General features: G+C 69.4%; 18 protein-coding genes and 1 pseudogene. 7 read left to right on the top strand and 12 right to left on the bottom strand.

Annotation, left to right across the window (positions count from 1 at the left end; translation table 11 throughout):
• Window positions 1-69: 69 nt before the first annotated feature.
• Window positions 70-480 (top strand): VOC family protein, encoded by a 411-nt coding sequence (locus ACQP2E_RS23300; protein WP_433825062.1) that lies wholly within the window; start codon window positions 70-72, stop codon window positions 478-480.
• A gap of 457 nt (window positions 481-937) precedes the next feature.
• Complete coding sequence (locus ACQP2E_RS23295; RefSeq protein ID WP_433825061.1) at window positions 938-1609, top strand: YceI family protein; 672 nt, start codon at window positions 938-940, stop codon at window positions 1607-1609.
• A 41-nt stretch (window positions 1610-1650) separates the two neighbouring features.
• Here ACQP2E_RS23295 and recQ read toward each other — a convergent pair whose 3' ends face one another.
• The 3 genes from recQ to ACQP2E_RS23280 all read right to left on the bottom strand — a co-directional run bounded on the left by recQ (window position 1651) and on the right by ACQP2E_RS23280 (window position 6200).
• On the bottom strand, window positions 1651-3498 hold the full coding sequence (gene recQ, locus ACQP2E_RS23290; RefSeq protein ID WP_433825060.1) for a DNA helicase RecQ: 1848 nt from the start codon (window positions 3496-3498) through the stop codon (window positions 1651-1653).
• A 50-nt stretch (window positions 3499-3548) separates the two neighbouring features.
• Entirely contained in the window at window positions 3549-5474 is a 1926-nt protein-coding gene (locus ACQP2E_RS23285) for a SpoIIE family protein phosphatase (RefSeq protein WP_433825059.1), read from the bottom strand.
• A gap of 63 nt (window positions 5475-5537) precedes the next feature.
• A complete protein-coding gene (locus ACQP2E_RS23280) occupies window positions 5538-6200 on the bottom strand; it encodes a GTP cyclohydrolase II (protein WP_433825058.1) in 663 nt (220 codons plus the stop codon).
• Between the two features lie 204 nt (window positions 6201-6404).
• Between ACQP2E_RS23280 and ACQP2E_RS23275 the strand changes: the two genes are divergently transcribed.
• Complete coding sequence (locus ACQP2E_RS23275; RefSeq protein WP_433825057.1) at window positions 6405-7298, top strand: RibD family protein; 894 nt, start codon at window positions 6405-6407, stop codon at window positions 7296-7298.
• Window positions 7299-8344: 1046 nt separating this feature from the next.
• Here the strand turns inward: ACQP2E_RS23275 and ACQP2E_RS23270 are convergent.
• The 5 genes and pseudogenes from ACQP2E_RS23270 to ACQP2E_RS23250 all read right to left on the bottom strand — a co-directional run.
• Window positions 8345-9214 (bottom strand): annotated as a pseudogene (locus tag ACQP2E_RS23270) (lysylphosphatidylglycerol synthase transmembrane domain-containing protein); the annotation flags it as partial.
• Window positions 9215-9333: 119 nt separating this feature from the next.
• Window positions 9334-10098 carry a class I SAM-dependent methyltransferase gene (locus ACQP2E_RS23265; RefSeq protein WP_433825056.1) on the bottom strand — a complete coding sequence of 255 codons (765 nt, stop codon included), beginning with the start codon at window positions 10096-10098 and terminating at the stop codon, window positions 9334-9336.
• Between the two features lie 234 nt (window positions 10099-10332).
• On the bottom strand, window positions 10333-11496 hold the full coding sequence (locus ACQP2E_RS23260) for a glycosyltransferase family 4 protein (RefSeq protein WP_433825055.1): 1164 nt from the start codon (window positions 11494-11496) through the stop codon (window positions 10333-10335).
• A gap of 386 nt (window positions 11497-11882) precedes the next feature.
• Window positions 11883-12281 (bottom strand): 6-pyruvoyl trahydropterin synthase family protein, encoded by a 399-nt coding sequence (locus ACQP2E_RS23255; protein ID WP_433825054.1) that lies wholly within the window; start codon window positions 12279-12281, stop codon window positions 11883-11885.
• A gap of 58 nt (window positions 12282-12339) precedes the next feature.
• Window positions 12340-13317, bottom strand: coding sequence for a zinc-dependent alcohol dehydrogenase (locus ACQP2E_RS23250; RefSeq protein WP_433825053.1), 978 nt, complete (start codon window positions 13315-13317; stop codon window positions 12340-12342).
• A 127-nt stretch (window positions 13318-13444) separates the two neighbouring features.
• On the opposite strand from ACQP2E_RS23250, the gene ACQP2E_RS23245 reads away from it, so the two are divergent.
• Entirely contained in the window at window positions 13445-14197 is a 753-nt protein-coding gene (locus tag ACQP2E_RS23245) for a CDP-alcohol phosphatidyltransferase family protein (protein WP_433825052.1), read from the top strand.
• Window positions 14198-14296: 99 nt separating this feature from the next.
• On the opposite strand, the gene ACQP2E_RS23240 is transcribed toward ACQP2E_RS23245, so the two are convergent.
• Complete coding sequence (locus ACQP2E_RS23240; protein WP_433825051.1) at window positions 14297-15181, bottom strand: ABC transporter substrate-binding protein; 885 nt, start codon at window positions 15179-15181, stop codon at window positions 14297-14299.
• 190 nt (window positions 15182-15371) lie between these two features.
• On the opposite strand from ACQP2E_RS23240, the gene ACQP2E_RS23235 reads away from it, so the two are divergent.
• Entirely contained in the window at window positions 15372-16385 is a 1014-nt protein-coding gene (locus ACQP2E_RS23235; RefSeq protein ID WP_433825050.1) for an endonuclease/exonuclease/phosphatase family protein, read from the top strand.
• Window positions 16386-16471: 86 nt separating this feature from the next.
• Here the strand turns inward: ACQP2E_RS23235 and ACQP2E_RS23230 are convergent, their stop codons facing one another.
• The 3 genes from ACQP2E_RS23230 to ACQP2E_RS23220 all read right to left on the bottom strand — a co-directional run bounded on the left by ACQP2E_RS23230 (window position 16472) and on the right by ACQP2E_RS23220 (window position 18747).
• Window positions 16472-17152: an HAAS signaling domain-containing protein gene (locus tag ACQP2E_RS23230; protein ID WP_433825049.1), complete on the bottom strand. Its 681-nt coding sequence runs from the start codon at window positions 17150-17152 to the stop codon at window positions 16472-16474.
• Between the two features lie 172 nt (window positions 17153-17324).
• Window positions 17325-18215, bottom strand: a complete 891-nt coding sequence (locus ACQP2E_RS23225; protein WP_433825048.1) for an alpha/beta fold hydrolase — start codon at window positions 18213-18215, stop codon at window positions 17325-17327.
• A 163-nt stretch (window positions 18216-18378) separates the two neighbouring features.
• Window positions 18379-18747, bottom strand: a complete 369-nt coding sequence (locus ACQP2E_RS23220) for a hypothetical protein (RefSeq protein ID WP_433825047.1) — start codon at window positions 18745-18747, stop codon at window positions 18379-18381.
• Window positions 18748-18933: 186 nt separating this feature from the next.
• On the opposite strand from ACQP2E_RS23220, the gene ACQP2E_RS23215 reads away from it, so the two are divergent.
• Window positions 18934-19203, top strand: coding sequence for a hypothetical protein (locus ACQP2E_RS23215; RefSeq protein ID WP_433825046.1), 270 nt, complete (start codon window positions 18934-18936; stop codon window positions 19201-19203).
• Window positions 19204-19306: 103 nt separating this feature from the next.
• Window positions 19307-20716 (top strand): nucleobase:cation symporter-2 family protein, encoded by a 1410-nt coding sequence (locus ACQP2E_RS23210; RefSeq protein WP_433825045.1) that lies wholly within the window; start codon window positions 19307-19309, stop codon window positions 20714-20716.
• Window positions 20717-20892: the final 176 nt, after the last annotated feature.

Below are 20892 nucleotides of genomic sequence, written 5' to 3'. Positions count from 1 at the left end.
TGGTATCGCTCGGGTGGAGCCGCGTCGATGTGCGGAAAAGTGTCGGTGGTCCGGTCTAGCCTGCGGGGCATGACTTCGAAACTGAACCCGTACCTGACATTCGACGGCAATGCGCGCGAGGCGGTGGAGTTCTACCGTGATGTTTTCGGCGGGGAGCTGACCATCTCGACGTTCGGCGAGTTCGGCGGCCCGGACGAGTCCATCAAGGACAAGATCATGCACGCCCAGCTGGAGACCCCGCAGGGTTACACGCTGATGGCCTCCGACACGGCGCCTGGCATGCCGTTCAGCCCGGGCGGCGCCATCACGGTCAGCATCAGCGGCGACGGCGAGGACGGCCTGCGCGACTTCTGGGCCAAGCTGGCCGAGGGCGGCACGGTCAACGTCCCCTTGGAGAAGCAGATGTGGGGCGACGAGTTCGGTCAGCTCGTCGACCGGTTCGGCATCCCCTGGATGGTGAACGTGGTCCAGCCCAAGTAAACGCCGGGTGATCGTGTCGATGCTCCGGGTGGCTTTCCCTGAGAGTTTAATGCAAATCTGAAGGAGATGCTGGTCACGTTTTTCGCTACGCAGAGTCGCGATACCGGCGGGTGTCGGAAGCTCGACACCACCGGTGCAAGCGACCTGGGTGATCGGTGAACGTGACTCTCCCTTTTGGTTGCTGGCCAGCTCAGAGCAATGTTGAGCGCTGATCCGGAACGTGTCCAAATCGGACCAAAGCCGGGATCAAGGGCGACGCGTCGTCTGTGCCGACGGACACGAAATGTATTCCTCGGGGGCGCGGTTTGATCAACGTAGTGCCTAGACTCGCGGCACATCCGTGGTTCCTGCGAGCTGGTGGGCTCGGGAACCGCCGCGTCCGGGGCCTCTTCACGGGGGTCCTCTGCGCAGCGGCCCTCGTCAACAGGGTCGCGACAACGCCGAGGGGGAGGGTTACGTGAACGTCGACCGGCCGATCCGGGAGTGGAACGGCCTGATCATTCCGGATCCTGGTGTCTACACACTGGACGATGCCCACAAGCGGATCGGATTCGTTGCCCAGCACATGATGGTCAGCCCGATCCGTGGCGAGTTCGCCCAGGGCTCCGCCTCGATCCTGGTGGCCGAGGACCCACTCCAGTCCCAGGTCAGCGCCAGCATCGTGGCCTCCAGCATCAACACGCACAACCCGGAACGGGACACGCACCTGTCCAGCGGCGACTTCCTGGACGTGGCGCGGTACCGCACCCTGGAATTCCGCAGCACCAGGATCACCTGGGAAGCGGAGAGCGACCCGATCTTCCAGTGGGCGCGGCTGCGCAACAACCCGCTCGCCCGCCGGGGCAGCCAGGCCGACCTGCCGTCGGCGGCCACCCGCGCGTCCGGGCGGTTCGTGGTCACCGGCATGCTGACGATCAAGGACGTCACCCGTCCGATCAACCTGCACATGGAGTTCGGCGGGGCCCGCCGGGACCCGTACGGGCGGGACATCTTCGGGTTCAGCGCCAGCGCCGAGTTCGAGCGTGAGGACTACGGCCTGGTGTGGAACGTGCTGCTGGAGAGCGGCGGCGTCCTGGTCGGCAAGAAGGTCCGCATCGAGATCGCCGGCGAAGCGATCCGGGGGAGCTGAGTCGTTGCGGGGGCCACCCGTTTCCCGGGCGGCCCCCGCTCTCAGTCCTCTACTCGGGTGACTTCCAGGACCTGCTCGCCGAACTTGGCCAGCTTTGACTGGCCGACCCCGGTCACCGTGCCGAGTTGCTCCAGACTGACCGGCGCGAGCGTGGCGATCGCCCGCAACGTCGCGTCATGGAAGATCACGTACGCCGGAACGCCCTGCTCCTTGGCCACCGCACCGCGCCACGTCCGCAGCCGCTCGAACAGCGGAGCCGCCGACTCCGGGAAGTCGGCCGGCGCGGCGGCGGGCTGCCGCGACGACGACCCGGACCCGGAGCGGGACTTCGGCGCCGCGATCTCCCGGCGCATCATCAGCTTGCGTTCGCCGCGCAGCACCTCGCCGCTGCGTTCGGTGAGCGCCAGGGTGCCGTACTCACCCTCGACGGCCAGGAAACCGCCGGCCAGCAGCTGCCGCACCACACCGCGCCACTCGGCCTCCTTCAGGTCGGTGCCGATACCGAACACCGACAGGTCGTCGTGGCGGAACTGGCTGACCTTCTCGGTCCGCTTGCCCAGCAGGATGTCGATCGACTGCCCGGCGCCGAACTTCTGCCCGCGCTCCTTCTGCAGCCGGAACACGGTGGACAGCAGTTTCTGCGCCGGCACGGTGCCGTCCCACGACTCCGGCGGCGTGATGCAGGTGTCGCAGTTGCCGCACGTCTCCGCCGCGGTTTCCTGACCGAAGTACGCCAGCACCTGCGCCCGGCGGCACGTCACGCTCTCGCACAGCGCCAGCATGGCGTCCAGGTGCCGGTTCGCGTTGCGGCGGAACTCGGCAGCGCCGTCCGAACTCTCGATCATCTTTCGCTGCTGCACCACGTCCTGCAGCCCGTACGCCAGCCAGGCCGTCGACGGCAGCCCGTCACGCCCGGCCCGCCCGGTCTCCTGGTAGTAGCCCTCCACCGATTTCGGCAGATCCAGGTGCGCCACGAACCGGACGTCAGGCTTGTCGATCCCCATCCCGAACGCGATCGTCGCGACCATCACCAGACCGTCCTCGCGCAGGAAACGGCCCTGGTTCTCGAAGCGGGTCCGGGCGTCCAGCCCCGCGTGGTACGGCAGAGCCGGGATCCCGTTGTCCGACAGGAACTGGGCGTGTTTCTCCACCGATGCCCGGGACAGGCAGTAGACGATCCCGGAATGCCCGGCGTGCTCGGTCCTCAGCAGGTCGAGGAGCTGCTTGCTCGGCGAGTTCTTCGGCACGATCCGGTACTGGATGTTCGGCCTGTCGAAGCTGGCCGTGAAGTGCCGTGCCTCGGTGAGCCGCAGCCGGGACGCGATCTCGTCGCGGGTGGCCGGTGTCGCCGTCGCGGTCAGCGCGATCCGCGGCACGTCCGGCCAGCGCTCGTGCAGCATCGACAGGTTCAGGTAGTCGGGCCGGAAGTCGTGGCCCCACTGCGCCACACAGTGCGCCTCGTCGATCGCGAACAGCGAGATCTTGCCGCGGTCGAGGAGCCGCTGCACCCCGGCCGTGCCGAGGCCTTCCGGCGCGACGTAGAGCAGGTCCAGCTCACCGGCGACGAACTCGGCCTCGACGATGCGGCGCTCGTCGAAGTCCTGCGACGAGTTCAGGAAGTTCGCCCGCACGCCGAGGGTGCGCAGCGCGTCCACCTGGTCCTGCATGAGCGCGATCAGCGGCGAGATCACCACGCCGGTGCCGGGCCGGACCAGCGCCGGGATCTGGTAGCAGAGCGATTTCCCGCCACCTGTCGGCATCAGCACCAGGGCATCGCCGCCGTTGATCACGTGGTCGACGATGTCGCCCTGCTCCCCGCGGAACGAGGGGTATCCGAAGATCCGGTTGAGGGCATCGGTGGCATCTGACACGGAGTGCGGGGAAGTCACCCCGCGATAGTAGAGAGGTTCTCAGAAGATCGGCGCATGCCTGTGGACAACTATGGGGTGACCCCGGACAGCCCCACCAGGTCGAGAATCTGCCGTGCCGGGCTGCCCGGCAGTGCCACCAGCGTGAGCGGCGCGTCGTCGTGATGGCTCTCCGCGACCAGGTGCAGGGCGGAGACACCCGCGCTGGCCAGATGCGTCACCCCGGACAGGTCCACGGTCATCGGCACGGTTCCGCCCCGGCTGCGGCGCAGCAGATCCTGCCGGGCCTGGGCGGCGGACGCGGCGTCGATCGGGCCGTCGAGGCGTACCCGGGCCTCGTCACCGCCGGGCAGCTCGCTGATCACCAGCTCGGCCGGCGGTGGCACCGGCGCCACCACGTCGTCGAAACTGGCCAGCAGCCGGGCCGGCCGGGTCAGCGGGTGCCGCACCGTCGCCACCGTGCCGGTCGGGCCCGGATCCACCCGCAGGCTCTGCACCAGCTGGGCGGTCAGCGCGAGACCCCGGCCGCGGGTCGGCTGCCGTTCCGGGACACGCCAGCCGCCATGGTCGGTGACGGTCGCCTCGACGTGCCCGTCGGTGGTCAGCGTTGCGCGTACCTCGATGATGTCCTTGCCGAAGGCGCCACCGAAAGCGTGCTCGATCGCGTTGGTCGCGAGCTCGCCGAGCGAGTGCTGCAGCACGAAGACGTCCGACTCGGCCGCGCCCACGGCAGCGAGCCAGCCACCCACCTGTGCGCGCGCTCCCCGCAACGCCGCCGGCTCAGCCGGCAGATCAACAACCAGATCGGGTACGAGCGGAACTCGCTGCGCGGCGAGCAGCGTGATGTCGTCGGCGTGCCCGCCGGACCGGACCAGCAGCTCGACGGTCTGGGTGCAGACCCGTTCCGCGGCGGTCGCGTTCGGATCGTGCAGAGCCCGCCCGGCAGCCGTGTCCGAGGCGACCTGGGCGAGCTCCTCGGCGGCGGTGGCAGCGCCCGGTCGCTCCAGGATGCCGTCGCTGTAGAGCAGCAGCAGATCACCGACGGCGAGGCGGGCGTTACGGACCGGAAAGTTGCCGGCCTCGCGTGGTCCGACACCCAGCGGCATCCCACCGGTCCCGGGCAGGTAACGCGTCCCGCCGGCCGCCGGGATGAGCAGCGGCGGCGGGTGTCCTGCTGTGCAGTACGCCAGTTCGCCCGTACCCGGGTCGAGAAGAGCGAGACAGACGGTGGCCGCGTGAGCGGCCCGCACCCGCTGCGCGAGGCGGTCGGCCGCTGCCAGGGCCTCGACGATGCCGGCGCCGGCGTCGAGACGTTCCTGGAGCACCGCGCGGAGCTGACCCATCACCCCGGACGCGGTCACGCCGTGCCCGACCACGTCGCCGACGACCAGGGCGACCTGACCGTCCGGACGCGACACCGCGTCGAACCAGTCACCGCCGGCCGCCGTCTCCGCGTCCGCCAGCAGGTAACTCGCCGCGACCTGGAGGCCGGGCAGCACCGGCAGCCCGGACGGCAGCAGCTCCCGCTGCAACGCGGTGATCACGTCCCGGCTCTGCTCGAAGCGGCGGCGCAACCGATCCGCCTCGGCCTCGGCGGCCTGCCGGGTCCGGGCCAGCTCGGTGACGTCGAACGCGGCCCCGATCACGCCGCGCAGCTCGCCGCCGGCGTCGAGCCAGGGCACGATCGTGAACGTCGCGAACATCTCGTGCACCGAACCGTCCGGCTGCTTGATGTGCGCCCGCCACTGCCGGCCGGTGATCGGCACGCCAGTCCGGTACACCTCGTAGTACGCGTCCACGAACTGCTGGCCGGACAGGTCGCTGATCACGTCGCGGATCGGCCGGCCGACGACGTCGCGCCCGGGCAGGGCCGCGCGGGTCGCGGCGTTGCACGCGACCACCAGCAGCTCCGGTCCCTCGCACACGGCGACGATGAAGGGCAGCTGATCAACGGCGCCGAGCATCGCGTCGAGCTCGCCCGCTCCCGGAAGGTTCACGCCCGTCACCCTCCCATCGTGAGGGAGGACGCGCCAGAAGGCTCCCGGGGTCACCCGGCTGTATTACTCGGCCAGTGGTAGCTCGATCGTGTGCGCGGTGTGTGACGCCTTGACGCTGAGGTACCGCACGTTCGCGGCGGACAGGTGCACCCCGGTCGGAATCCGTTGCGTCACGTCGATGCCCAGGTTTTCCAGCTGCGTCGCCTTGTCCGGGTTGTTGCTGAGCAGCCGGAGCCGGTCCACACCGAGCGCGAGCAGCATCTGCGCGGCGGCGGTGTAGTCCCGCTCGTCCTCGCCGCGGCCCAGAGCCACGTTCGCCTGGTAGGTGTCGAGGCCCTCGTCCTGCAGCGCGTAGGCGTCCAGCTTCGCGTAGAGCCCGATGCCACGGCCCTCCTGCCGCAGGTAGAGCAGGAACCCGCCCTGCTCGGCGATCCGCTCGACGGCCTCGCGCAGCTGCGGTCCGCAGTCGCAGCGCTGGCTGCCGAAGACGTCGCCGGTGAGGCACTCGCTGTGCGGGCGTACCAGCGGGGCCCGGCCGCCGGCGGCCGACTTGGTCAGAGCCCGTTGCCAGTCACCCAGACCGAGCGCGAGATGCTCTTTCCCGTCGGCCAGCCCGTCGAAGGTCATCACCCGTGCGCTGGTGGCGTAGCCGTCGGGGAAGCGCAGCGGCACGCTCACCTGCCGCCGGATGGTTGCCTTCGCCAGAGCTGCCGGGGCTTCTAACATCGGTCCTCCTCGTTGGTTCCCGCCGTGCCGTAGTGCTGTGGTGCTGACCTGCTGTCCTGCTGTCCTGCTCATTTTCATCGATGGCGTGGGTCTTTACGTTGCCCGGAGATCGGCCTCGTCATGCAGCGGATTATCGTGAGGAACATCTTCCGATCCGGGGTGACAGTGGTGGTAGAGCGTCCGTACATCTTGCTGAGCTGTGGCATGTCGATCGACGGCTATTTGGACGACGCCTCCGACGAGCGGCTGATGCTGTCGAACGACGCCGACTTCGACCGGGTCGACGAGGTCCGCGCCGGCTGCGACGCGATCCTGGTCGGCGCCTCGACGATCCGCCAGGACAACCCGCGGCTGCTGGTGCGCTCGGCGGAACGCCGGGCCGCCCGGATCGCCCGTGGCGAGCATCCGAACCCGGTCAAGGTCACCGTAACCAGCACCTGCCACCTCGACCCACAGGCTTCGTTCTTCACAGCGGGCGACGCGGAGAAACTGGTCTACTGCGCAACCCCCGCGGTGAACGAGGCCCGCACCCTCCTGAATGCCTCCGGCCGGGCTCCGCACGCTGCCGGGGTTTCCCGTGCTGGCTCGGCTCCTGATGCTGCCGGGGTTTCCCGCGCTGGCGTGGCCGCTGCCGCTGCCGCCGGAGTTTCCCGCGCTGGCGTGACGTCGGATGCTGCGTTCCGTGCTGAGATGCCTGCGGATGCCGGAGTGGTTCCCGCTGCCGCCGCCGCTGACGGTGGTGCCGCTGATGACGAAGCCGCTGCCGGCGCCGCCAGCTCGCTGATCACCGTCGTGGACGGTGGCAACCCGGTGGACGTGCGCCGGGTCGCTGCCGACCTCGGCGAGCGCGGGATCCGCCGGCTCATGGTCGAAGGCGGCGGCCGGATGCACACCCAGTTCCTCACCGCAGGCCTCGCCGACGAGCTCCAGCTGGTGATCGCCCCGTTCTTCGTAGGCGACGCGCGAGCCCCGCGCTTCGTCCACGACGGCGCCTTCCCGTGGGGCCCCGCCAACCGGGCGGGCCTCGCCGAGGTCCGCCAGATCGGCGACGTGGTCCTGCTCCGCTACGCCCTCTCCGACCGCTTCGACAAGCCCTGAAGCGAAGGGCCGCCTCGCGACGACCCTGGACGAGCCGTGGCCGGACTGATCGACCCTCGAAGAGGCGACCCCGCCCAGTCCAGACCCACGCCGAGCGAACCCGGGCCGACCGAGTCCTGAGCGCGCGGACTCAAATCGCGCGGACTCGGATCGAGCTGGCATCGCAGATCCGAATCCAGGCCGGGCGGGCTCCAACCCGGAGGGCGCCAATGGTGCGGGTTCCGACGGTGCATGTTCCGACGGTGCGGGTTCCGACGGTGCATGTTCCGACGGTGCGGGTTCCGACGGTGCGGGTTCCGACGGTGCGGGTTCCGACGGTGCGGGTTCCGACGGTGCGGGTTCCGACGGTGCGGGTTCCGACCGTGCGGGTTCCGACCGTGCGGGCAGCGGTGAGACGGGCGTTGACGGGTGGATCAAGCGGCGACACCACCGGAGTAGGCGGGCTGCCGAACCACAACCCGGCGACGGCCCGGCCGTGTGCTCGCAGCGCTCGCAGGCAGCGCCGCAGCAGCTGCCAGGGCACCGGCAGGCACAAGATCCGCCGCTACGAGATCCGCCGCTACGAGATCCGCCGCCACGAGATCGGCGTCCACGAGATCGTTGGCCATGAAACCGGCGGGCACGAGATCGGCGTCCACGAGATTGTTGGCCATGAAACCGGCGGGCACGAGATTGGCGGCTACAAGATCGTCAGGCAGAAGCGCAGCGGGGCGGGCGGCCGCTGACAGCGCGAAGACCGGAATCGGCGCCGGGACGATGACCGGGCGGTCGGCCATGACCGGCGCCGGCGAAACCGGTGCGATCAGGCGGACCGAGGCGGCCTGCCGAACCGGTGCGACGAGGCCGGCCGAAGCCTTTTGCAAAACCGGCGCGAGGTGGCGGATCGAAGCGGTCCGCGTAACCGGCGCGGTGAGGCGTACCGAAGCAGCCTGCCGAACAGACGCGGTGGCGCGTACCGAAGCAGCCTGCGGAACCGGCGCGGTGAGGCGCACCGAAGCGATCTGCGGAACAGTGACAACCGGCCGTGCCGTGCGGCGCGCCAGTAGCCGGACCACAACGATGGCCGCGCCGGGCGCCGCGGCCACGAAGGCCAGGATGCCGTAGGCGACCGCGATCGTCAGACCCTGCGCCGCGCTCAGGCCGGCCGCGCCGAACGCCCAGGCCATCACGCCCTCACGCGGCCCCCAGCCGCCGACGTTGACCGGCAGACCCATCGCGATCAGCGCGAGCAGCAGCAGCGGTGCGAGCTGCAGCAGCGAGGCCGCGCTCCCGGCGGCGCGCGCCGCGATCACGAACGTCGCCAGGTGCCCGGCAAGCACCGCGGCAGAAGCGAACAGCACTCCGGGACCGTTGCGTCGGGAGAGCAGCCCGACCCGGATCTCGGAGATTCCGGTGCTGGCGGCCTTCGCCGCGCGGCCCTTCTTCGCCGAGCCAGGGTTCTTCTTCGCCGAGAGGCGCCGCAGCCCGAAGAACGCGAGCCCGCCGGCCAGAAGAACCCCCGCGCTCACCGCGGCGGTCACGGCAGCGTGCTCCTTCAGCAAAGTCAACACCGGCGAGGGTACGAGGAGAAGCACGAGCGCTCCGACGAACAGCAGAACAAATTGCCCGGCTGTTCGCTCCAGCACCACGGCCCGGACGCCTCGGCCCACGTCGCCCTCTTCACGGCCGTGCTGGACCGCGCGTCCGACGTCGCCGAGCACCCCGCCCGGCAGCGCCGCGTTGAGGAAGAGCGCCTGGTAGTAGTCGGCGGTAGCGGCCCGCAGCGAGAGCTTCAAGCCGAGGCTGCGGGCGACCAGGCACCAGCGCCATGCGCTGAGCACCGTGGTCGCCGCGCCGATGCCGAGTGCCACGGCGAGTGCGCCCGCGTCGAGCACACGCAGCCCGTCCAGGAACGCGCCGGTGCCCAGCCGCCACATCACCAGAGCCAAGATGCCGGCCCCACCCAACAGGCGGGCCCAGGCCCAGATCGATCGCGTCACGTTCTCGTCCCCTCGTTGCTCTCGAGGACTAGTACGCCCGATTCACAGGATCTGGTTCAGATGAAGATCGATAAAACATCTTGATGCCCGACCGAGACATTCGGAACGGCCGCGAGACGGCGCTCCAGATAAGGGCTGACAGGGAGGTCGGTGCGCTGCTCAGCGGCCGCCGAGGCCCAGCCGCGCAGCCACTCTGCGGTCAGCGCGGATCGGGCCGGACCGAGCCGCCAGGGGCTCGCGCCGGTCACCACCCGGGCGCCGGCTTTCTCGAACGCGGTCGCCGCGAACGCGGGCGCATCGGGTCCGAGCATCCGCCGGCCGCCTGTCTCCCGCCGCTGATGCTCGTTGAACGCCGCTTCCACGTCCCGGTCCAGCGGATCCTCGGGCGCCATCCGCACCTCGCCGGTCACCGAGAGAGTGAACAGCGCGCTCACCCGGGCCTCGGCCAAGGTGGTGACGAGGGTTTCGACCTCGGAGGCGGTGAGGACGTCGAGCAGCGCCGAACAGGTGACCAGGTCGACACCGTCCAGGTCGGCCGACGTCAGCTCGGTGACGTCGCGCAGGTGGGTGCTGACAGTGACCTGCGGTGGCATGCCGTCGGCGGCGAGCGTCAGCAGCGCTGGATCGCGGTCCGTCATGATCCAGTGCTGGGGCATCGGCAGTCGAGGCGCCAGCCAGCGGCCCATCGAGCCGGTGCCGCAGCCGAGGTCACGGATCACCCTTATCCCGGCGGGTAGCTCTTGCAGCAGGCCCGCATCGCGGGCCTCGGCGTCGGCGGGCTCGCGCAGGGCGAGCCAGTCGGGGCTGAACTCTCCGGTCATGGGTTTCTCCGTCCGTCGTGGTGCCGTGCTGTTGTCGCATGTCAGGTCTACCGGAGGCGGCCTAACAGGGGCGTGTCAGGTCTTGTTAGGCCGGTGTCATGCCGGGCTGGGTAGCTTCCTCGTATGTCGGGATCGCTTGCCGGGCTTTCATCAGGGCTTGCTTGCGAGGGCTCTTGCTTGCGAGGGCTTGCTTGTTTGCGCGGTCTTGCTTGTTTGCGCGGTCTTGCTTGTTCGTCAGGCTTGCCTGTTTGTCAGGGCTGGCTTGTCAGGCCTGCGGTTCGAGGGCTGGTCGGCGTATTGCGCGGGCCGATCGGCTTCACCGGTGTTCGGCTCGCTGAGGATGGCGGCGAGGCGGCGGGCGGTCTCGTCCCAGCCGGTGAGGGTTTCGCGGCGGGCGCGGGCGGTGGCGCGCCAGCGGTCGCGCAAGTCGGGGTCGGTCAGCCACTCACGCAGGGCGCGGGCCAGGGCATCCGGGTCATCCGGCGGGACCAGGATGCCGGGCACCAGATGACCGGGTGCTGGGTGGGCGGGTGCAGGGTGGGCGGGTGCCAGATGGCCGGGCGTCGAGTGGCCGGGCGTCGGGTTACCGGGCGCCGAATGGCCCGGTGCCTGGTGGCCGGGTGCCGGGCCTGCGGGTGCAGGTGCGGTTCCGAGGGCCTCGGGGACGCCGCCGACGGCTGTTGCTATTACCGGGAGGCCGCGGGCCAGGGCTTCTGTGACGACCATGCCGTACGTCTCGGCACGGGAAGGGAGGACGAAGATGTCAGCGTCGGCATAAGCGGCGTCGAGCGCTGCTCCGGTCAGCGGGCCGGGCAGGAGGACGTTGGGCAGTCGCTCGGGGACGGCCGGGCCGGCTCCGACGAGCGTGCAGGTCCATTCGAGATCGGCGAGCTGCTTCAGAGCGGCGATCAGGACGTCCTGTCCCTTGCGGTGGGTCAGTGACGCCACCGTGAGCAGACGTCCACCGGCCGGAGACGGCTCGGCGAGGGGGGAGGGGTCGACGCCGGGCGGGGCCACGTGTACATCGGGTAGGTCGTGCATTCGCTCGATGCGGCGGGCAGCCTCGGTGCTGGTGGCGATCACGAGCGATGCCAGACGCAGGGAGCGTCTTTCCAGAGCGGCCAGTGTCGTGGCCTCGTCGGCAGAAAGCGCGGTCTCGTCGGCCAGCGGCAGATGTACCAGGATCGCCAGGCGGAGGCGGCCCGCGTGCGGTTCGAGAATCTCGGGGATTCCGCAGGCCACGAGACCGTCGAGCAGGACGGTCCCGCCGTCAGGAACGGATCGGAGGATCTCGGACACGGCCTGCCGGGCAGCGGCTTCGGGGCGGGGCCAGTTGCCGGGGACGGCGGACTCCCGCACCGAAATGGGCGCGGTGCCTACCGCGCGGGGCAGCACCATCGTGGGCTCGGCCGCACTGAACTCTGGAGCTCCGCTGGCCTGGGCTGGCCCGCCGCTCTCTGGTGCTCCGCCGGCCTGGACTGGACCGCTCTCTGGTGCTCCGCCGGCCTGCGTTGGACCGTTCTCGGCCGCTCCGCCGGCCTGCGCTGGACCGTTCTCGGCCGCTGCGCTGGGCTGCGCTCGGGCTTTCTCTGCCGCTGCGCTGGGCTGCGCTGGACTGGGTTTCTCTGCTGCGCTGACCTGACCTGAGCCGAACTCTGCCGCCGCACTCGGATGCGCTGGTACGCGCACTGCTGGCAGGCGGCGGAGTACCTCGCGGTCGTAGCGGTTGCCGCCACTCGGGGCTGCCGGGTCGTCGACACCACCCGGCAGCACCGCGTGGAGGATCACAGCTCGCGCTCGTAGCTTGCCCAAGCGATGTGTGACTCGTGGAGGGTGATCGAGATGCCCGTCAGGCCGGAGGCGCCAGCGCCCAGTTCGCCGGCCTGGGCGCGGACTGCGAGGCGGTCGGCGATCACCTTCGCCAGGAACTCGGTGGAGGTGTTGACGCCGGTGAACTCCGGGTCGTCGTCGAGGTTGCGGTAGCTGAGACCGGAACAGATGGTGTGCAGCTGCTCGCTGGCGCGCCCGATGTCCACCACGATGTTGTCGTCGTCCAGCTCGGGGCGGCGGAACGTCGCGTCCACCACGAAGGTGGCCCCGTGCAGGCGCTGCGCCGGTCCGAAGACCTCGCCGGAAAAGCTGTGCGCGATCATGATGTGGTCGCGGACGGTGACGCTGAACAAGTGAATGTCTCCTCGGGTCGGTCGGTTCTGTGGTCTACGGGTACCCGCCGCCGAAAGATCAATTCCCGCTGGGGTAGTCGATCACCTGGCAGAGGGCCGGCAGGGAGCCGTCGGCCAGGCGGGGCAGGGTCGTCGGCAGGTCGTCGAAGTTCGACCGGCCGGTGATCAGGGCTTCGAAGCGGGAGTCCTGAAGCAGGTTCAGGGCCAGTTCGAGGCGGTCGGCGTACGTCCGGTGCCGGTCCGGCCGGATCGCGCCCACCTGGCTGCTTCGGATCGTCAGGCGGCGGGAGTGGAAGAACTCGCCGAGCGGGACGCTGACCGGGCGGTCGCCGTGCCAGCTCAGTTCGACCACGGTTCCTTCCGGGCGCAGCAGTTCGAGGGACCGGGTCAGTCCGGGTGAGGTCGCGCTTGCGTGAATGACCAGGTCGCGGCCCTCGGCAGCGTCGGCCGGCGTCGCAAACCCGATCTTCAGGGACTTCGCGGCCGCCTCGCGGGTGGTGTCGGTGTCGACCAGCTGGACATCGGTGCCGGGGAGACCGGCCAGGACCGCCGCCACCGACAGGCCGACCATGCCGCCACCGAGCACGGTGATCCGGTCGCCGACCTGCGGGTGCGCGTCCCAGACCGCGTTCACCGCGGTCTCCACGGTTCCGGCCAGCACCGCACGGTCCGCCGGCACGGTGTCCGGGACCACGGTCACGCTCGTGGCCGGCACCACGTACCGGGTCTGGTGCGGGAAGAGGCAGAAGACGACCTTGCCGACCAGTTCCGGGACGCCGGCCTCGACCACGCCGACGTTGAGGTAGCCGTACTTCACCGGCGCCGGGAAGTCGCCCGCCTGGAACGGCGCCCGCATCGTCGCCCACTGGCTTTCCGGCACCCGGCCCTGAAAGACCAGCGTCTCGGTGCCGCGGCTCACACCGGAGTGGAGGGTTCGCACGAGCACCTCACCCGGGCCGGGATCAGGCACCTCCTCGGCGCGTATCTCCCCCGATCCCGGGCAAACCAGCCAGAAGGCGCGAGCCGATTTCGACAAGGGGCCACCTCTCCACGAGAACGATCAGGCACTTCCACGAGAAACGATCAGCCATCCCGTGAACCGAACCACCCCGGTGAGCGTGTCAATCGGGGACAGCGGCTAAACCCTACGTCCAGGAGGAATGGTGACCATCAGTACCGCCACGACCACGACGAGTCCTTCCCGGGCTCCGCTGGCGGGTTTCGCCGCCCAGCTCCTCCTCCTCGCCACCCTCGCGATTTTCGCCGGACTGAGCAGCTGGGGATGGCTTTCGGGCATCGTGTTCGGCGCGGTTCTGTGCGGCCTGCTGCACCGGGCGGCGCTGCCGGCCCTCGGCTGGCCCAACCTGATCACTTTCGGACGCGCGATCCTTACCGGCGGCGTGACCGCACTGGTCTTCTCGGCCGCGTCGGGTGTCGACGTCTCCGCCGTGCTGCTGGTCACCATCGCGGCGATCGCGCTGGCGATGGACGGTGTGGACGGGCAGGTCGCCCGGCGGACCGGAACCACCACGGAGTTCGGGGCACGGTTCGACATGGAGGTCGACGCGTTCCTGATCCTGGTCCTGAGCGTGTCCGCGGCCCTCGAACACGGCTGGTGGGCACTCGCGATCGGCGCTTTCCGGTACGCCTTCGTCGCCGCGTCCTGGGCGCTGCCCTGGCTCAACGCCGCGCTGCCGCCCCGGTTCGGCCGCAAGGTCGTCGCGGCGCAGCAGGGAGTCATGCTGGCTGTCGTGGTGAGCGGACTGCTGCCGAGCTGGCTCGCGGTCGCGGCGCTCGTGGTGGCGCTCGGGTCGCTGACCTGGTCCTTCGGTCGGGACATCGGCTGGCTCTACCAGGCTTCCCGGGTTCGCGAGACAGCCCGCAACCGCTGGTCGGCCACCCTCGTCACGCAGTAGCACTAAGGCGGCTCATCCCGGGACGCATGCCCATGAAGACCTGCGGAGCGGTGCCAGCTTGGGGCGGTGCCAGCTTGAATCGGTTCGCCTTGCGTGGGCTCAGGCGACCCGCTGGATGGTGCCGGGTGGGGCCGGCGGGACCGCTTCCGGGTGCAGGATCGCGGCGATCGCCTCGACCCCGTCGACCAGGCGCGGGCCCGGGCGCACGACCAGGCCGTCGCCGTCGATCGCCCAGATCGCCGCGCCGGGGAAGTGCGATTTCGCCACCTCGGCCTGACGGACCGCACCATCCAGGTGGTACCCGCACGGCGTGACCAGCACGACGTCCGGCCCGGGCGCGGACAACTCGGCCCATGTCACCTGCACCGACCGTTGCCCCGGACGGCTCGCCACCGGCTCACCGCCCGCCGCCGTGATCAGGTCCGGAACCCAGTGCCCCGCCCCGAACGGCGGATCCACCCACTCCACCACTGCCACTTTCGGACGCGGGCGGCCTTCGACCGCCTCGGCCACCCGCGCCAGGCGTTGCTCCAGCCGGGCGGTCAGCTCCAGCCCTTTCTCGGGTACGCCCACCGCGCTCGCCACCTCGACGAAAGTAGCGAGCACGTCGTCGAGAGTGTGCGGGTCCAGTGACAACACGTCGGCCCGGCAGCCCAGATGAGCCAGTGCCTCGTCGACGTGGCCGGAGGGCAGCGCGCACACCCGGCACAGGTCCTGCGTGAGAATGAGGTCCGGCGCCAGTCCGGCGAGCGCGTCCGCGTGCAGGGTGTAGAGGTCGCCGCCAACGGCCATTTGTGCTCGCACATAATCGTCGATCTCGGCCGGGGTCATGGTTTTCGTGTCGCGCCCACCTACGACCACGGTCTTGGTGGACCGGGCCGCCGCCGGCTCGTCACACTCGAACGTCACGCCGACCAGATCGTCCCCGAGTCCCAGGGCGTAGACGATCTCGGTAGCAGACGGCAGCAGAGATACGAGGCGCATGCGGCCCATCCTGCTCCTCGTTCGCCCTTCCCGCTCGGTGCCCGGCACGGCGGTGATCCTCCACGCTCGGTGTTGTGCCGTCCACGCTCAGTGTTTGGCCCCGACATGCTCGGTGCTCGGTGCTCGGTGCTCAGGTCCAGGTCCAGGTCCAGGTCCAGGTCCGGGTGCGGGGGCCTGGCACCATGGCTCGGTGCCGATCATCGTGGCTGCCCTGCTTGTCTTTCACCGGGCGGTGCCGAACGCCGGGCTGCTGGAGAACTTCCTTCCGTGGCTGGGTCTGACGATCCCCTTTCTGCTGGTTCGCGCCTGGTTTCGTTCGCTGCGGGCTCTGATCACGGCTCTGCTGCCGCTGATCGTCTGGCTCGGGGTTTTCGGTGACCGGGTGCTGCCCGCACCGGACCTGCCGTACCAGCTGGTGGCTGTCCAGCACAACGTCAGCGACGAGAACCCGGACCCGGCCGGCACTGTCCGCGCACTCTTGGAATCCCGCCCCGACTTCATCGGTATCGAGGAGATCACCCCGGAGGTGCTGCCCGCATATCGGGCGGCGTTCGGTGCTGGATATCCGCACTTCAGCGTGCAGGGTACGGTCGCGCTCTGGTCACGGCACCCGCTCATCGAGGCGCGCCTGCTCGACATCCGCCCGGATTCGCTGAACGCCGTCTCGCCCGGTTCTGGTTCGCCCGGTTCTGGTTCGGCCGGTTCGGATTCGCCCGGTTCGGACTTGGCCGGTTCTGGTTCGCCCGGTTCTGGTTCGCTGGGTTCGGAGTGGAATCGTGGGTTGCGGGCGGTTGCGGAGACGCCGTTCGGGGAGATCGCGGTTTACGTTGTGCACCTTCCCTCCGTGCGGCCGGATCCGGTCGGGTGGGATCCGGTGAGGTTCAACCCGGTTGCCCTTGACTCGGCGCGGCGCGACGAGAGTGCTCGCAAGCTCACCGCGGCGCTGGATGCTGAACCGCTCGGTCGGGTGCTGCTGCTCGGTGATCTGAACAGCACGGTTGACGACCGGGTGCTCGCGCCCGTTCTGGAAAGGCTGCGGACTGACACCTCTGGATTCGCCTTCAGCTGGCCGGCGACGATGCCACTTGCCCGGATCGATCACGTGATGGCCGGCGGGATGACCGTGGTCGAGGTTCGGACGTTGCCGCGGACAGGAAGCGATCACCTCCCGGTCGAGGCCCGCTTGCGCACTCAAACCCGGTAGTGCTCACGCCCGGAAGAACGAGCGCCGCCCGGTACTGCTCAAGCTCCGCAATGCGGTACTGCTCAAGCTCCGAAATGCGGTGGTGCTCACGGTTCGAAGGCCTGGACTCGGGGGCGCTTCAGGCCGGCCAGCAGTGTCAGGCCTGCTATCACGGAGCCCGCGGATGCGCCCAGATAGAGGACCAGCAGGCCCAGCTGGCTGCTGAAGCCGGCCACCACCAGGGCGGTCAGCAGGGCGCCGGCCACTGAGCCGGTGGTGAGGACCCAGCCTGCTGCCTTTTGGGCCGGCGACCAGCTCGGGGAGCCGGTGGCGATCAGCATGCCGGCGCCGGGACCCACGACGGGCAGCACGAAAGCGCCGGCCAGCAGGAGCGCGATCGCCGCGTGCTCGGCGCCGCCGGCGGGTCCGCCGACAGCGGGTCTCATGGAGGCTGCGGGTCTCGCCGGGCCGTTGGGTCCCGGGCCGTTGACTCCCGGGCCGTTGACTCCCGGGGCGGGGGGCTGCGGCGTCGGGCCGGGTGCGGGCAGGCGCAGGTGGGTGGGCATGCCACCACGGCGGACCGCGTCGGCCAGTTGCTCCGGCGGGCCCAGGCGGACGATCACCCGGGCCGGGTCGTCGGCCAGGTCGCGGCGCAGGGCGATGTAGCCGGTCACCGTGCTCATCAGCTCGTCGCGGGCCTCGGGGGAGAGGTCCTCGCCGGCGACCCAGAGCGCGGCGAGGTAGTCGAGGACGAGGGTGTCGGCGTGGGCGAGCGGGGCCGTGGTCATCGTTTCCTCCTGCGTCGGCGTTGCCCGTCAGCATCCCGCTGATCGGTGTCGCCGCGCATCGGACCAGGGTTGTATCTGGCGGCTCCGATGTAGAACTTTCGGCCTACGACCGAAGGCTGCCCCTGCATCGACAACCGGCCCCCCGCATCGACAGCCGGCCCTGCATTGACAGCTATGGCAGGAGGATTTCGCGGAGGACGTCGTCCCAGACTGCCCGTGGGGGTAGTTCGTGGCCGACGCCTTCGAGCCAGACCAGCCGGGCCCCGGGGATCGTCTCGGCCAGTTCCGCCGGGTGCTGGGCCGGGAACCGCTGGTCCAGGGTGCCGTGCAGGATCACCGTCGGGGCCACGATCTCGGCCAGCCGGTCGCGGACCGGTGGGCCGTAGCCCGCCAGGCGGTGATGGAGCCGGCCCGCGGCCAGGTCGGCGCTGCGGTCGAAGATGCGTTCGGCGAGCCGGCGCAGGTGTGGTTCGGCCGCGGTGAACGGGCCGCCTCGGTCACGGATCTCGGTAATCAGATGGGTGATCGCGGCTTTCCGGTCCGACCAGTCGACGTCGGCGGACGGCAGGGTTCGGGTGACGAGCGAGACCGTCCGGCCCGTGCCGCCGGTGCCGCCGGTGCCCGGATCGGAGTCCGCGCCTGCGTCCGGACATGATGGGTCGGCGTCGCCGGAGCCGGCGCTCGTCGACATCAGGGTCAGGCTCAGCACGCGGTCCGGGTGCTCGACCGCGATGCGCTGCGCGATGCCACCGCCGAGCGAGAATCCGACCAGGTGAGCGGCCGGCAGCCCGAGCACGTCGAGAACGCCGAGGGCGTCGTTCATGAGGTCGATCCCGGAGTACCCGGGCGAACCGATCGGGAAGCACGTGGACCGCCCGGTGTCGCGGTGGTCGTAACGCACCACGTACCGGTCGCCGGCTGCGAGGCGCCGGCAGAACTCGTCATCCCACCAGTCCATCGAACTGGCGTCCCCAGCCAGAAGCAGCAGCGGGGGATCGGTAGCCTCGCCGAACGTCTCGATACACACCTGAATGCCGTTGACCGGCATCATCGTCTCGGTCACCACGGAAACAGTGTGGTGATCCTCACTTGCGTCCACGTTAAATGGACATCACATCGCGGGTCGAATCTCAGAGTGTTTCCTGAGAAGACCAGGAAACCTCAGGGGACCGGGAAACCTCAGCGGACGGCCAGGTCGCGGGCGGGCGACCTGGCCGTCCGGTCGCCTAGCGGCGACTGGGTGCGGGTACGGCGGTAGCCCGTGCCTGGCTACGGACCACCCGCAGGCTGACGGCGGTGAGGCCGAGGGCGACGGCGAACAGGGCCAGATGAAGGTACGGGTCGACGATCGGCACGAACCCGATGATCGCGACCGGTACCTGGACCACGGCGATGAGCGCGGCCAGCAGCCACCGGCGGCCGCCGGTCCAGAGCATGGCCGTCCACACCGGCGCCGAGGCGACCAGCAGGGTCAGCCCGTCGAGCAGGGCGTGCAGGGCTGGGCTGTGCACTCTGTTGTGCGCGAACGCTTGCGCGGGCGCGGCGATCCAGAGGCCGGCCAGAACGAGGGTGAGAACGACAGCGGCACGACGCATGGGATCCTCCAGCGTTACTAGACCGTTGCTCCGAGTAATCAACGTACCCAAGGTGGTCGGGGTGGGTAAAGGCTCACGTGGATTCATTCGCCCGGGGTGCTCATCACTCTCCGTGGCACTGGAAGAAGGTGATCTCGGCCGAACGGACGGTTGGATACTCTCCGTGATGGCCGCTAGCCTGCTGACGTGCGTTTAGTTGAGATGGCGATGACGGCAGCGCTTACCGTGAGTATTTCCGGCGTTTCTTACGCTGCGTTCAACCCGGAGAAATTGAAGGGCGACGTCCAGGTGGTTGCCGACCGTGCGACCTGCCGGACGGTGGACACGGCGATAGTCGGGTACGAGGCGGTCACCGGGGTGCAGCCGACGGCGATCAGCGACCTGCGCGACTGGGTCAAGGGCGATATTTCGGCGTATAAGATTACAAACGGGATGGCTGCCGGGCCGGGCTGCTGAAAGGCCCGTCGTGGCCGTAATCGGCAGGTAACACTGCATCGATCGTTGTAAACAAAGCGGATCGAGAATCGCGGGACTTTACTTCCACGTGGAAGGATTCCCGATGTCCGAAGCGGTCGCGACCCCCACTCCGCACCCGGTCGACCAGCGTTTACCGTACGGCCGCCTGGCAGTGCTCGGCTTTCAGCACGTCCTCGTCATGTACGCCGGCTGCGTGGCCGTCCCGCTGATCGTCGGCGGCGCCCTGAAGCTCGACGCGAGCACCATCGCGATCCTGGTCAACGCCGACCTGTTCGTCGCCGGCCTGATCACGATCGTGCAGAGCCTGGGTGTCGGCAAGATTCTCGGCGTGCGCCTGCCGGTCGTCGCCGGCGCCACCTTCGCCGCGCTCAACCCGATGATCCTCATCGGCGGCAAGTACGGCATGCCGGCCATCTACGGCGCGTTCCTGGTCTCCGGCGTCTTCGGCCTGCTCATCGCCAAGCCGTTCGCGAAGATCATCCATCTGTTCCCGCCGATCGTCACCGGCACGGTCATCACCGTCATCGGTCTCTCGCTGATCGACGCGGGTGCCGGCCTGATCGCCGGCAACAACGAGGAGGCGCCCGGTTACGGCGACCTCGGCAACCTGGCGCTGGCCGGCGCGATCATCCTGATGATCGTCCTGATCAACCGGTTCGCACGCGGGTTCCTGGTCTCGCTGAGCGTGCTGATCGGCCTGATCTTCGGCGTGATCGTGGCGAGCTTCATGGGGCTCGTCGACTTCGCCGGCGTCGGTGACGCGAGCTGGTTCGGGCTGGCCCGGCCGTTCTATTTCGGCCCGCCCGAGTTCCAGGCCGCCGCGATCATCTCGATGTGCATCGTCATGCTGATCATCTACGTCGAGTCGACGGCCGACATGATCGCTGTCGGACAGGCGGTCGGCAAGAACCCCACCGAGAACGACATCGCCCGCGGTCTCGCTGCCGACGGGCTCTCCGGTGTGCTCGCCGGTGTCTTCAACTCGTTCCTGGACACGGCGTTCGCGCAGAACGTCGGCCTGGTTCAGGTGACCCGGGTGCGTAGCCGTTACGTGGTCACCGCGGCCGGCATCATCCTGGTTCTTCTCGGTCTCATCCCGAAGCTCGGCGAGATCATCGCGGCGGTGCCCGGCCCGGTCATCGGGGCTGCCGCGCTGGTCATGTTCGCCACGGTCACCGCGGTCGGCATCCGGAGCCTGCGCAAGGTCGAGTTCGAGGGCAACAACAACCTGCTCATCGTCGCGATCTCGATCGGCGCCGGGATGGTGCCGGTGGTCGCGCCGAACTTCTACGGGAAGATGCCCGACGAGCTTCAGATCATTTTTGGCAGCTCGATCACCACGACGGTCATCGTCGTCTTCCTGCTGAACCTGTTGTTCAACGGGGTCACGAAGCCGGAGCCGGCCGGGGCGCCGGTCGAGGCCGCGCCGGTTGACGCCGAAGCGCCGGTGGAGAAGGCTCCTGAACCGGCTGAATCGCCGGACAAAGCCTGAGTTCAGTACGCCGGGCCGGGTTTTGGGCGCAACCATTTACGCAGGTCGCCCTGGGTGGGGAGTGGTTTGGACGCGGAGCGGCCAGCTCTCCGCCCGGGGCCCTCGGCGGGAGCAGCGGTCTGTACCCACCACCCCGCTACGACATGGTTGTGATCTGTCTGTGGGTTGTGGCGAGC

The organism is Actinoplanes sp. CA-015351 (assembly GCF_050955685.1).
Classification (GTDB): Bacteria; Actinomycetota; Actinomycetes; order Mycobacteriales; family Micromonosporaceae; genus Actinoplanes.
Note: the sequence above shows the minus strand (reverse complement) of the source record. Positions and strands in the feature narration are given on the sequence as shown.